Origin of the sequence: Pseudomonas sp. TKO26 (assembly GCF_003225665.1) — a bacterium.
Classification (GTDB): domain Bacteria; phylum Pseudomonadota; class Gammaproteobacteria; order Pseudomonadales; family Pseudomonadaceae; genus Aquipseudomonas; species Aquipseudomonas saponiphila.
On record NZ_QKLN01000001.1, the window covers coordinates 472380 to 484326 of the forward strand.

14 protein-coding genes are annotated in these 11947 nt (G+C 60.0%); all 14 read left to right on the top strand.

Annotated features, from left to right (window positions below):
- Positions 1–393: 393 nt before the first annotated feature.
- The 14 genes from DNK59_RS02305 to ybgF all read left to right on the top strand — a co-directional run bounded on the left by DNK59_RS02305 (position 394) and on the right by ybgF (position 11938).
- Positions 394–867, top strand: a complete 474-nt coding sequence (locus tag DNK59_RS02305; RefSeq protein WP_110722154.1) for a Dps family protein — start codon at positions 394–396, stop codon at positions 865–867.
- A 187-nt stretch (positions 868–1054) separates the two neighbouring features.
- Entirely contained in the window at positions 1055–1276 is a 222-nt protein-coding gene (locus tag DNK59_RS02310; RefSeq protein ID WP_010457489.1) for an FmdB family zinc ribbon protein, read from the top strand.
- A gap of 95 nt (positions 1277–1371) precedes the next feature.
- Positions 1372–3147 (top strand): aspartate--tRNA ligase, encoded by a 1776-nt coding sequence (gene aspS, locus DNK59_RS02315; protein WP_092311212.1) that lies wholly within the window; start codon positions 1372–1374, stop codon positions 3145–3147.
- A gap of 110 nt (positions 3148–3257) precedes the next feature.
- Positions 3258–4004: a YebC/PmpR family DNA-binding transcriptional regulator gene (locus tag DNK59_RS02320; RefSeq protein ID WP_092311215.1), complete on the top strand. Its 747-nt coding sequence runs from the start codon at positions 3258–3260 to the stop codon at positions 4002–4004.
- A 129-nt stretch (positions 4005–4133) separates the two neighbouring features.
- Complete coding sequence (ruvC, locus tag DNK59_RS02325; RefSeq protein WP_092311218.1) at positions 4134–4658, top strand: crossover junction endodeoxyribonuclease RuvC; 525 nt, start codon at positions 4134–4136, stop codon at positions 4656–4658.
- A gap of 114 nt (positions 4659–4772) precedes the next feature.
- Complete coding sequence (ruvA, locus tag DNK59_RS02330; protein ID WP_092311221.1) at positions 4773–5381, top strand: Holliday junction branch migration protein RuvA; 609 nt, start codon at positions 4773–4775, stop codon at positions 5379–5381.
- A complete protein-coding gene (gene ruvB, locus DNK59_RS02335; RefSeq protein WP_060840722.1) occupies positions 5382–6440 on the top strand; it encodes a Holliday junction branch migration DNA helicase RuvB in 1059 nt (352 codons plus the stop codon).
- Between the two features lie 138 nt (positions 6441–6578).
- The gene (gene ybgC / locus DNK59_RS02340) at positions 6579–7046 is read left to right on the top strand and encodes a tol-pal system-associated acyl-CoA thioesterase (RefSeq protein ID WP_092311224.1); all 468 of its coding nucleotides are present in this window, start codon (positions 6579–6581) and stop codon (positions 7044–7046) included.
- Positions 7036–7731 (top strand): protein TolQ, encoded by a 696-nt coding sequence (tolQ, locus tag DNK59_RS02345; protein WP_011063016.1) that lies wholly within the window; start codon positions 7036–7038, stop codon positions 7729–7731. Before ybgC ends, tolQ begins: the two co-directional genes overlap by 11 nt.
- A 13-nt stretch (positions 7732–7744) precedes the next feature.
- On the top strand, positions 7745–8197 hold the full coding sequence (tolR, locus tag DNK59_RS02350) for a protein TolR (RefSeq protein ID WP_011063015.1): 453 nt from the start codon (positions 7745–7747) through the stop codon (positions 8195–8197).
- Positions 8197–9258: a cell envelope integrity protein TolA gene (tolA, locus tag DNK59_RS02355; RefSeq protein ID WP_016963210.1), complete on the top strand. Its 1062-nt coding sequence runs from the start codon at positions 8197–8199 to the stop codon at positions 9256–9258. The genes tolR and tolA overlap by 1 nt, the downstream gene beginning before the upstream one ends.
- A 17-nt stretch (positions 9259–9275) precedes the next feature.
- Entirely contained in the window at positions 9276–10556 is a 1281-nt protein-coding gene (gene tolB, locus DNK59_RS02360) for a Tol-Pal system beta propeller repeat protein TolB (protein ID WP_015636767.1), read from the top strand.
- Positions 10557–10609: 53 nt separating this feature from the next.
- Positions 10610–11107 (top strand): peptidoglycan-associated lipoprotein Pal, encoded by a 498-nt coding sequence (pal, locus tag DNK59_RS02365; RefSeq protein WP_003227510.1) that lies wholly within the window; start codon positions 10610–10612, stop codon positions 11105–11107.
- 6 nt (positions 11108–11113) lie between these two features.
- Positions 11114–11938: a tol-pal system protein YbgF gene (ybgF, locus tag DNK59_RS02370; RefSeq protein WP_092311230.1), complete on the top strand. Its 825-nt coding sequence runs from the start codon at positions 11114–11116 to the stop codon at positions 11936–11938.
- Positions 11939–11947 lie beyond the last annotated feature (9 nt).

The following is an 11947-nucleotide window of genomic DNA, read 5'->3' on the forward strand; positions in this document are numbered from 1 at the left end:
AGGTGAGGCGGTGGTTACGTACGCGGTGTCAGCCTATGCGCGCTGACCGAAGAAATAGGCAACAGCGACACGGGCTCTATTTAACAGCAAAGCCCTGGCCTTCTCAAATCAGCGCCACCGTCCGGCTCGCGCGGGTAGATGTGGGGCGCTCCAGGCTGGATTTGGACAATCGGGCAAACGCCCGATCTAGACATATGGCAGCGGGCTATTCCTGGAACGTCGGTTGTTCCCGGCGGTCTTACCTGACTCAACTCGGCATGGCGCATCCCGAATCTGGCCGCGGGACAATCCACCGCAGGCTGATTGACGATCCCCGGCGGCAGGAGCACGGCTCTCTTGCTAGAGTGGTCCGGCAGCTGATTGGGTGAATTCATCCCGTTAACGGAGAGAAACATGACAATTGATATCGGTATCAGCGAAGAAGATCGTAAATCCATCGTCGACGGCCTTTCCCGTCTGCTTTCGGACACCTACGTGTTGTACCTGAAAACCCATAACTTCCATTGGAATGTCACCGGCCCGCAATTTCGCACCCTGCACCTGATGTTCGAGGAGCACTACAACGAGCTGGCCCTGGCGGTAGACCTGATCGCCGAACGTATTCGTGCCCTCGGCTTCCCGGCCCCAGGCGCCTACTCCATCTATGCGCGACTGTCCTCGATCAAGGAAGAGGAAGGGGTGCCGGCCGCAGAGGAAATGATCAAGCAGTTGGTAGCCGGCCAGGAAGCGGTCACCCGCACCGCTCGGGGCATCTTCCCGTTGCTGGACAAGGTCAGCGACGAGCCAACGGCGGATCTGCTGACCCAGCGCATGCAGGTGCATGAGAAAACCGCGTGGATGCTGCGTTCCTTGCTGGAAAATCGTTAAGCCGCTCATGGCCGATGGCGTCTCGGACGCCATCCGCGCCTTTTGACAAGCTCCGGCATCTATATGGTCATACGGCTGCACAGGGCCGATTTAATGGATATAATCCCGCTCTTTGCTAGATAGCCCGGGCTTTGGCGTGGGCTCTGGCTGTAGTTCAAGCAGTAATCTGGATTGCCGAGACGCCCCCATGCCCATGTACGATTACCAGTGCGCTTCCTGTGGTCATCAGTTGGAAGCCATTCAAAAGATCAGTGCTGCGCCGCTGGTCGACTGCCCTGCCTGCCAGGCACCTGAACTGAAAAAGATGCTGTCCATGCCCGGATTTCGCCTAAGCGGCACCGGCTGGTATGAAACCGACTTCAAGACCGGCTCCAAGAAGAACCTGGCCGGTGGCGACAAAGCTGACTAAGTTGAACGACACGCGCGAGTTCTTGCACTATCCGGCACCTCATGGTGCGCAAGGCCTCCATCGAATTTCGAATTACGAGAAGTGAAACCACTACCATGATGCGCAGCCATTATTGCGGCCAACTGAACGAAAGCCTGGAAGGTCAGGAAGTAACCCTTTGCGGATGGGTCCACCGTCGTCGTGACCACGGCGGGGTGATCTTCCTCGATATCCGTGATCGTGAAGGTCTGGCCCAGGTGGTGTTCGATCCGGACCGCGCTGAAACCTTCGCCGCCGCCGACCGCGTGCGCAGCGAATACGTAGTCAAGATCACCGGTAAGGTGCGCCTGCGCCCGGCCGGTGCCGGCAACGCCAACATGGCTTCGGGCATGATCGAAGTCCTGGGCTACGAACTGGAAGTGCTGAACGAAGCGGAAACCCCGCCGTTCCCGCTCAACGAATACTCCGACGTGGGTGAAGAAACCCGTCTGCGCTATCGCTTCATCGATCTGCGCCGTCCGGAAATGGCCGAAAAGCTGCGCCTGCGTTCGCGCATGACCACCAGCATCCGCCGCTACCTGGACGAAAATGGTTTCCTCGACGTGGAAACCCCGATCCTCACTCGCGCCACCCCGGAAGGCGCTCGCGACTATCTGGTGCCGAGCCGTACCCACGCCGGCAGCTTCTTCGCCTTGCCGCAATCGCCACAGCTGTTCAAGCAGCTGCTGATGGTGGCCGGCTTCGATCGCTACTACCAGATCGCCAAGTGTTTCCGTGACGAAGACCTGCGTGCCGACCGTCAGCCTGAGTTCACTCAGATCGACATCGAAACCAGCTTCCTCGACGAAAAAGACATCATGGGCCTGACCGAAGGCATGATCCGCAACCTGTTCAAGGAAGTGCTGGATCTGGAATTCGGCGAATTCCCGCACATGACTTTCGAAGAAGCCATGCGTCGCTATGGTTCCGACAAGCCGGACCTGCGCAATCCACTGGAACTGGTGGACGTTGCCGACCAGCTCAAGGAAGTGGAATTCAAGGTGTTCAGCGGCCCGGCCAACGATCCGAAATGCCGTATCGCGGCCTTGCGCGTTCCAGGCGGGGCGAGCATGCCGCGCAAGCAGATCGACGATTACACCAAGTTCGTCGGCATCTACGGCGCCAAGGGCCTGGCTTACATCAAGGTCAACGAGCGCGCCAAGGGCGTTGAAGGCCTGCAATCGCCGATCGTCAAGAACATCCCGGAAGCCAACCTGAACGTGATCCTCGATCGCGTGGGTGCGGTCGACGGAGACATCGTGTTCTTCGGTGCCGACAAGGCCAAGATCGTCAGCGAGGCCTTGGGCGCGCTGCGGATCAAGCTCGGTCACGACCTGAACCTGCTGACCTGCGAATGGGCTCCGATGTGGGTGGTCGACTTCCCGATGTTCGAAGAGAACGACGACGGCAGCTTCACCGCCTTGCACCACCCGTTCACCGCGCCCAAATGCTCGCCTGAAGAGCTGGAGGCCAACCCGGCTAGCGCTCTGTCGCGCGCCTACGACATGGTCCTGAACGGCACCGAGCTGGGTGGCGGTTCGATCCGTATCCACCGCAAGGAAATGCAGCAAGCGGTATTCCGCCTGCTGGGCATCAGCGAAGCGGAACAGGAAGAGAAGTTCGGCTTCCTGCTGGACGCCCTCAAGTACGGCGCACCACCGCATGGTGGCCTGGCCTTCGGTCTGGACCGTCTGGTGATGCTGATGACCGGCGCCCAGTCGATCCGTGAAGTGATCGCTTTCCCGAAAACCCAGAGCGCGGCCTGCGTCATGACTCAGGCACCGGGTCTGGTGGATGCCAAGGCTCTGCGCGAGCTGCACATCCGCCTGCGCGAACAGCCCAAGGCTGAATAAGCCGGCCCGACAAGGCGCACCTTCGGGTGCGCTTTTTCTATGGGTCGAGTTTTGTTGCCCCGCCCGCCACGTGGCGCGGGCAATGTTTCAAAGAGAATTTGGAGCAAGTTATGGCAGGTCATTCCAAGTGGGCGAACATCAAGCACCGCAAAGAGCGTCAGGATGCCAAGAGAGGCAAGATCTTCACCAAGTGGATTCGTGAACTGACCGTTGCGGCCCGTCAGGGCGGTGGCGAGCCGGGTTCCAACCCACGTCTGCGCCTGGCCCTGGACAAGGCCCTGGGCGCCAACATGAGCCGCGACATCATTGATCGTGCCATCGCCCGCGGCACCGGCGCGGCCGGCAGCGACGACGTGGTCGAGCTGACCTATGAAGGCTACGGCCCCAATGGCGTGGCGGTGATGGTCGAATGCATGACCGACAACCGCAATCGGACCGCGGCTGCGGTTCGTCATGCCTTCAGCAAGTGCGGTGGCAACCTGGGCACCGACGGCTCGGTGGCCTATCTGTTTGAACGCAAGGGCCAGATCACTTTCGCCGAAGGTGTCGACGAAGATGCGCTGATCGAAGCGGCGATGGAGGCCGATGCCGACGATGTGGTGAGCAACGAAGACGGTTCCATCGACGTGTTCACCTCGTTCGCTGGTTTCTACGGCGTGCGCAATGCCCTGGAGGCGGCTGGCTTCACCGCTGCGGACGCAGAGATCGTCATGCTGCCCACCACCAGTGCCGAGCTGGATCTGGAGGGGGCGGAGAAGGTCCTCAAGCTGATCGACATGCTGGAAGACCTGGATGATGTGCAGAACGTCTACTCCAACGCGGATATTCCGGAGTCGGTGGCCGAGCAGCTCGGCTGATCCGTTTGCACTACCCTTGAAGCCGGACGTGCCACGTCGCGATAAATGTGCGGCAGGGCGCTTCCGGCTTCTGCCTTTTTGCGTTTCCGGTCCTGGTCGGCCGGTCTCCCTACTCAAGCAGCAGGCTTTATGACTCTTATTCTTGGCATCGACCCCGGCTCACGCATTACCGGTTATGGCGTGGTTCGAGACACCGGGCGTGGCTGCGTGTACGTGGCCTCCGGCTGTATTCGCACCGGAGCCGGCGAGTTGCCCGAGCGCTTGCAGATTGTCTATCGCGGTGTGCGTGAGGTGATTCAGACCTACGGTCCGGTGACCATGGGCATCGAGAAGGTGTTCATGGCCCGCAATGCCGATTCGGCGCTGAAGCTCGGCCAGGCCCGGGGGGCGGCGATTGTCGCTGGGGCCGAGGAAGGCCTGGAGATCGCCGAGTACACGGCGACTCAGGTCAAGCAAGCCGTGGCCGGGACCGGCGGTGCCAACAAGGACCAGGTGCAAATGATGGTCATGCACTTGCTCAAACTCACCACCAAGCCGCAGATCGATGCCTCGGATGCCCTGGCCATCGCCATCTGTCATGCCCACACCCGCTCCAGCCTGTTGCCCCATGGTCTGGGAACGGCACGCAGTCGTGGCGGGCGCCTGCGTCTCTGATAGCATCAGCGCAGTCATTTTAGGAGTGGAGCACTGTGCGCCTGGGTAGTCGGCGCCGGCGCTCGCTCAACGAGTCGCCAGCTGCGAGCTGGCCATCGCCTAAGGATCTGAAACGTGATTGGACGCTTGCGCGGCACCCTGGCTGAGAAACAGCCGCCGCACCTGATTCTCGATGTAAACGGGTTGGGCTACGAAGTCGAAGTGCCCATGACCACCCTGTATCGCCTGCCGTCGGTCGGCGAACCCCTGACCTTGCACACCCATTTGGTCGTCCGCGAGGACGCGCAGTTACTCTACGGCTTCGCCGGCAAGCGCGAGCGAGACTTTTTTCGCGAGTTGATCCGTCTCAATGGTGTGGGTCCCAAGCTGGCTCTGGCGCTGATGTCCAGCCTTGAGGTGGATGAGCTGGTGCGTTGCGTGCAGGCCCAGGACACCTCGGCCCTGACCAAGGTGCCGGGGGTTGGCAAGAAGACCGCCGAGCGCCTGCTGGTGGAACTCAAGGATCGCTTCAAGGCCTGGGAAGCCGTACCGAGCATGTTCGCCCTGGTGCCGAACCAGCCGGATGCCCCGGTGCCGGTGGCCAGCGCCGAGTCGGATGCGGTCAGCGCGCTGATCTCCCTGGGCTACAAGCCGCAGGAAGCCAGCAAGGCAGTATCCGCGATCAAAGACAAAGGCTTGAGCAGCGAAGACATGATCCGCCGAGCCCTGAAGGGAATGATTTAAGTGATTGAAGCTGACCGTCTGATCGCCGCCACGGGGCCCCGTGAGCGCGAGGAAATCCAGGACCGGGCGATTCGTCCGGTCAGCCTGGCCGACTACATCGGCCAGCCCAGCGTGCGCGAGCAGATGGAGCTGTTCATCCAGGCTGCCCGTGGGCGCAACGAGTCCCTGGATCACACCTTGATCTTTGGCCCTCCGGGGTTGGGCAAGACCACCCTGGCCAACATCATCGCCGAGGAAATGGGCGTCTCGATCAAGAGCACTTCCGGGCCCGTGCTGGAGCGCCCTGGCGACCTGGCGGCGCTGCTGACCAACCTTGAACCGCATGACGTGTTGTTCATCGACGAGATTCACCGGCTGTCGCCGATCGTCGAGGAAGTGCTGTACCCGGCCATGGAGGACTTCCAGCTCGACATCATGATCGGCGAGGGGCCCGCGGCGCGCTCGATCAAGCTGGACCTGCCGCCGTTCACCCTGGTGGGCGCCACCACGCGCGCGGGCATGCTGACCAACCCGTTGCGGGACCGCTTCGGCATCGTCCAGCGCCTGGAGTTCTACAGCACGGCGGACCTGGCGACCATTGTCAGCCGTTCCGCCGGGATCCTCGGTTTGCCACTGGATCCGGAGGGCGCCTTCGAAGTGGCGCGGCGTGCCCGAGGCACCCCGCGGATTGCCAACCGCCTGTTGCGCCGAGTGCGGGATTTCGCCGAAGTCCGGGCCAAGGGGCATATCACCAAGCCGATCGCCGACCTGGCGCTGAACCTGCTGGATGTCGACGAACGTGGCTTCGATCACCAGGACCGGCGTCTGTTGCTGACCATGATCGAGAAGTTCGACGGTGGTCCGGTGGGGGTCGACAGCCTGGCGGCGGCGATCAGCGAAGAGCGTCACACCATTGAGGACGTGCTGGAGCCTTACCTGATCCAGCAGGGCTACATCATGCGCACTCCCCGTGGGCGGGTAGTGACCCGGCATGCGTATCTGCACTTCGGTCTAAACATTCCGTCACGATTGGGGGACATGCCTGTGGTAGACGAATTCCTCGATGCTGTGGACGATTAATCACCCGCTGCTTGTCGATTTATTCGGGGTTTGTGCTGTCCTAGGGACTGGCATTGCCCAAACTGCATGAAAAGTCGTTCAAGAATGAAAAAACAGTTGCCTGGCCGGATTGGCAACCTGAGGAGTAAGCACTAGAGTATGCGCGCGCAAAACGGGCTTGAGCCGTTCGCACATCGTTGTCGCGTTTATTACGAGGACACCGATGCCGGCGGCATCGTGTATTACGTTAATTACCTTAAGTTTATGGAGCGGGCTCGAACCGAGCGGCTACGACACCTGGGCTTTGCCCAATCGCAGCTGGCAGGGGAGAACCTGTTATTCGTCGTGCATTCCAGCGAAGCGCGTTATCACGCGCCGGCGCGACTGGACGACGAGCTTCTGGTCAGTGCCCATGTCACCGAATTGAACCGGGCCAGCCTGCGCTTCACTCAGCAGGTCAGGCGAGCCGCGGATAATGCGCTGCTCTGTGAGGGGCAGTTCCTGGTGGCCTGTGTGCGCGCCGACACTTTCAAACCCCGCGCCATTCCAGACGCTCTGCGTACGGCCTTTGTCGACGAGAGCAGCGCGGGTACACACTCAGAGCAGGAGATAAAGCGTGGAAGCTAACGTCGTCGACCATTCCTCCATGTGGAGCCTGGTCAGCAATGCCAGCGTTGTAGTGCAGTTGGTAATGCTGACCCTGGTTGCCGCATCGGTGACTTCATGGATCATGATCTTTCAGCGCAGCAACCTGCTGCGCGCCGGTCGACGTGCCCTGGAGAGCTTCGAAGAGCGCTTCTGGTCCGGCATCGACCTGTCCAAACTCTACCGTCAGGCAGGCAGCAACCCGGACCCGGATTCCGGGGTCGAGCAGATCTTCCGTGCCGGCTTCAAGGAGTTCTCCCGTCTGCGCCAGCAACCGGGTGTCGACCCTGAAGCGGTCATGGAAGGCGTAGCCCGCGCCATGCGCGTTGCCATCTCCCGTGAGGAAGAGAAGCTCGAGCAGAGCCTGCCGTTCCTTGCCACCGTCGGTTCGGTCAGCCCGTACATCGGTCTGTTCGGTACCGTGTGGGGGATCATGAACTCCTTCCGCGGCTTGGCCCAGGCCCAGCAAGCGACCCTGGCCACCGTTGCCCCGGGTATCGCCGAAGCCCTGATCGCCACGGCCATTGGCCTGTTCGCGGCCATTCCGGCGGTGATCGCCTACAACCGCTTCGCCGCCCGTGGCGAGACGCTGATCAGCCGTTACTACACCTTCGCCGACGAGTTCCAGGCGATCCTGCACCGTAAAGTGCACACCAGCGAAGAGTGAGCAGGTAGACCCAATGGCCCGAGTTCGCCACAAACGCAAGCCGGTTGCCGAGATGAACGTGGTGCCTTACATCGACGTGATGTTGGTACTGCTGGTTATCTTCATGGTGACCGCACCGATGCTCAACCAGGGTGTGAAAGTTGACCTGCCCAAGGTTTCCAGCGAAGCCTTGCCCCAGGACAACAACACCCAGGTACTGACCATTTCGATCAAGGCTGACAAGACCTACTACTGGAACCTTGGCAGTGAAGTCGACACCGAGAAGCAACAGGACAAGGCGATGACCTTGCCGCAGATGACCGACGCGGTGACCAAGATCATCCGTGCCGGCAACGAAGGCGGCAAACACACCCAGGTGTTCATTCGCGGTGATAAATCCGTCGACTACGGCGCCGTGATGGGTGCCATGGGCGGCCTGCAGAAAGCCGGAGTCGGTAACGTTGGCTTGATTACCGAGGCGCCCTGATGCACCAACAGCGAGAGCCGTCCGCCTCGGAAAGCTACTTCTGGCCTAGTGTCTGGGCGATCGCCCTGCACGTGCTGGTGTTTGGCATGCTGTTTGTCAGCTTCGCCATGACCCCGGAATTGCCTCCGGCCAAGCCGATCGTCCAGGCGACCCTGTATCAGCTGAAATCCAAGAGCCCGGCGACCACCCAGACCAATCACAAGATTGCGGGTGAGGCGAAGAAATCCGCCGCGCGTCAGACCGAGGCCGAGCAACTGGAGCAGAAGAAGGTCGAGCAGGAAGAGATCAAGGCTGCGGAACAAAAGAAAGAAGAGGCTGCTCAAAAGGCCGCGGAAGCGAAAAAGGCCGATGAAGCCAAGAAAGCCGACGAGGCGAAGAAGGCTGATGAGGCCAAGAAAGCTGCGGAAGCCAAGAAGGCTGAAGAGAAGCAATTGGCTGATGTAGCCAAGAAGAAAGCCGAAGAAGAAGCCAAGAAAGCCGCTGAAGAAGAGGCCAAGAAAAAGGCTGCTGAAGAGGCCAAGAAGAAAATCGTCGAAGACGCGAAGAAGAAAGCCGCGGAAGACGCGAAGAAGAAAGCTGAAGCTGAAGAGGCGAAGAAAAAGATCGCCGAAGACGCGAAGAAGAAAGCTGCTGCCGATGCCGCGAAGAAAAAGGCCCAGGAAGCAGCGCGTAAATCTGCCGAAGAGAAGAAGGCTCAGGCCCTGGCGGACTTGCTGTCCGACAAGCCGGAGCGTGAAGCCACCAAGTCGGATGAGGTCGGTGACAGTGTCGCGGGCAGTTTCGATGACCTGATTCGTATCCGTGCAGCGGAAGGCTGGGCTCGTCCTCCTTCGGCACGCAAGGGTATGACAGTGGAACTGCGGATCGGCATGTTGCCTGATGGCACGGTGACCACGGTCAGCGTGATCAAGTCCAGTGGTGATGGTCCGTTCGATGCCTCGGCGGTAGCGGCAGTCAAGAACATTGGGCGTTTGACAGAAATGCAGGGGTTGAGTCCGAAGGATTTTGCTCCCTATCGTTCATTCAAGATGACATTCACACCTGAGGATCTAGCCTTGTGAGAAACCTTCTTCGAGGAATGCTTGTCGTTATTTGCTGTATGGCAGGGATAGCGGCAGCGGATGAAAAAAACATTCTGGTTACCAGTGGCAGTGACCGGGCAACTCCCATCGCCGTAGTGCCATTCGGTTGGCAAGGCGGCAGCGTGCTGCCGGACGACATGGCGCAGATCATCGGTGACGACCTGCGCAACTCGGGGTACTACGCACCTATCCCCAAGCAGAACATGATCAGCCTGCCGACCCAGGCCAGTGAAGTCATTTTCCGCGACTGGAAAGCCCTGGGCGCCCAGTACGTGATGGTCGGCAGCATTGTTCCGGCGGGCGGGCGCCTGCAGGTGCAATACGCGCTGTTCAACGTCGCTACCGAGCAGCAAGTGCTGACCGGCAGCGTGTCGGGCAGTGTTGATCAACTGCGGGATATGTCGCACTACATTTCCGACCAGTCCTTTGAAAAGCTTACCGGCATCAAGGGCGCTTTCTCGACTCGCCTGCTGTACGTGACGGCTGAGCGCTTCTCGGTGAACAACACCCGTTACACCCTGCAGCGTTCGGACTACGACGGTGCTCGGGCGGTCACCCTGTTGCAGTCCCGTGAGCCGATCCTGTCGCCGCGCTTTGCACCCGATGGCAAGCGCATTGCCTATGTGTCGTTCGAACAGAAGCGTCCGCGGATCTTCGTGCAACACATCGACACTGGTCGTCGTGAGCAGATCACCAACTTCGAAGGTCTGAACGGTGCTCCTGCCTGGTCGCCGGATGGCACCCGCCTGGCATTCGTGCTGTCCAAGGATGGCAACCCGGATATCTATGTGATGAACATGGCGTCCCGCCAGATCAGCCGCGTTACCAGTGGCCCGGGCATCAATACCGAGCCGTTCTGGGGCAAGGATGGCTCCACCATCTATTTCACTTCCGACCGTGGCGGCAAGCCGCAGGTCTATAAAAGCAACATCAATGGTGGTGGCGCCGAGCGTGTGACCTTTATTGGTAACTACAACGCCAACCCAAAACTTTCTGCTGACGAAAAGACCCTGGTAATGATTCACCGCCAGGATGGTTTCACCAACTTCCGGGTGGCGGCTCAGGATTTGCAGCGCGGTAGCGTAAAAATCCTTACAGACACCAACCTAGATGAGTCAGCTACTGTTGCGCCCAACGGCACCATGGTAATCTACGCCACCCGCCAGCAGGGCCGGGGAGTCTTGATGCTCGTGTCCATTAATGGACGTGTGAGGCTCCCGCTTCCTACCGCTCAAGGCGAAGTCAGAGAACCGTCCTGGTCCCCTTACCTGAACTGACGCGGCGCTACAAAGTTTCACTTAACACACTGGGGTTCATTAGGAGTTTCACGATGGAAATGTTGAAGTTTGGTAAGTTTGCTGCGCTGGCTCTGGCCATGGCCGTAGCTGTAGGTTGCTCCTCCAAAGGTGGCGACAACGCCGGCGAAGGCGCTGTTGATCCAAACGCTGGTTACGGCGCTAACACTGGTGCTGTTGATGGCTCCCTGAGCGAAGAAGCTGCTCTGCGCGCAATCACCACCTTCTACTTCGAATACGACAGCTCGGACCTGAAGCCTGAAGCCATGCGCGCTCTGGACGTTCACGCCAAAGACCTGAAAGCAAACGGCGCTCGCGTTGTTCTGGAAGGCAACACCGACGAACGTGGTACTCGTGAGTACAACATGGCACTGGGCGAGCGTCGTGCGAAAGCCGTTCAGCGCTACCTGGTTCTGCAGGGCGTTTCCCCTGCTCAGCTGGAGCTGGTTTCCTACGGTAAAGAGCGTCCAGTTGCCACTGGCCACGACGAGCAGTCCTGGGCTCAAAACCGTCGCGTCGAACTGCGTAAGTAATTCGTCATGCGAACGTGCCGTCGTGCTGTAACTATTTTGGCTCTCAGTCTCACGCCGCTAGCGGCGTGGTCTGCGGTTCCTGTGGTCGATAACAACTCCGGCTATAACAATAGCGGGAGCAGCTATCCGCCAGCGGGTTATGGCACGAACGGCGCCTATGCCGGGGGAGGGGTTTCGACCCCTGTCTCGGCACAGGGCGAGCTGTTCCAGCAACTGCAGCAAATGCAGGAGCAGATCGCACGGCAACAGGGTGTGATCGAAGTTCTGCAAAACGATGTAGCGCGCATGAAGCAAGAGAGCCTGGAGCGTTACCAGGATCTTGATCGGCGCATAGGAAGCGGTGTTGCACCTGCCGCGTCTCCTGAGAATTCTTCAGCCGGTGGCGATAGCAGTGCCGCCGGTGCCACAGCCGGAGCTGCTGCTCCAGCACCAGCGGCCAGCAGCGAACCGGGTGATCCGGCCAAGGAAAAGCTCTATTACGATGCTGCCTTCGACCTGATCAAGGCCAAGGACTTCGATAAGGCCAGCCAGGCTTTCTCGGCATTCCTGCGCAAGTACCCCAACAGCCAGTACGCCGGCAATGCCCAGTACTGGTTGGGAGAAGTGAACCTGGCCAAGGGCGATTTGCAAGGCGCTGGTCAGGCGTTCGCCAAGGTTTCCCAGCTGTATCCCAAGCACGCCAAGGTGCCTGATTCGTTGTACAAGCTAGCTGACGTAGAGCGTCGCCTGGGCCATACCGATCGGGTCAAAGGCATTCTGCAGCAGGTGGTGGCCCAGTATCCGGGCACTTCCGCCGCTCAGTTGGCGCAACGGGACCTGCAACGCATGTAAGCGCGTTGG

Coding starts and splice junctions, on each gene's coding strand:
- DNK59_RS02320 (WP_092311215.1), top strand. CDS start 3,258: ATGGCAGGTCATTCCAAGTGGGCGAACATCAAGCACCGCAAAGAGCGT.
- ybgC (WP_092311224.1), top strand. CDS start 6,579: ATGCGCGCGCAAAACGGGCTTGAGCCGTTCGCACATCGTTGTCGCGTT.
- ybgF (WP_092311230.1), top strand. CDS start 11,114: ATGCGAACGTGCCGTCGTGCTGTAACTATTTTGGCTCTCAGTCTCACG.
- tolR (WP_011063015.1), top strand. CDS start 7,745: ATGGCCCGAGTTCGCCACAAACGCAAGCCGGTTGCCGAGATGAACGTG.
- tolB (WP_015636767.1), top strand. CDS start 9,276: ATGCTTGTCGTTATTTGCTGTATGGCAGGGATAGCGGCAGCGGATGAA.
- ruvC (WP_092311218.1), top strand. CDS start 4,134: ATGACTCTTATTCTTGGCATCGACCCCGGCTCACGCATTACCGGTTAT.
- aspS (WP_092311212.1), top strand. CDS start 1,372: ATGATGCGCAGCCATTATTGCGGCCAACTGAACGAAAGCCTGGAAGGT.
- tolA (WP_016963210.1), top strand. CDS start 8,197: ATGCACCAACAGCGAGAGCCGTCCGCCTCGGAAAGCTACTTCTGGCCT.
- DNK59_RS02305 (WP_110722154.1), top strand. CDS start 394: ATGACAATTGATATCGGTATCAGCGAAGAAGATCGTAAATCCATCGTC.
- DNK59_RS02310 (WP_010457489.1), top strand. CDS start 1,055: ATGCCCATGTACGATTACCAGTGCGCTTCCTGTGGTCATCAGTTGGAA.
- pal (WP_003227510.1), top strand. CDS start 10,610: ATGGAAATGTTGAAGTTTGGTAAGTTTGCTGCGCTGGCTCTGGCCATG.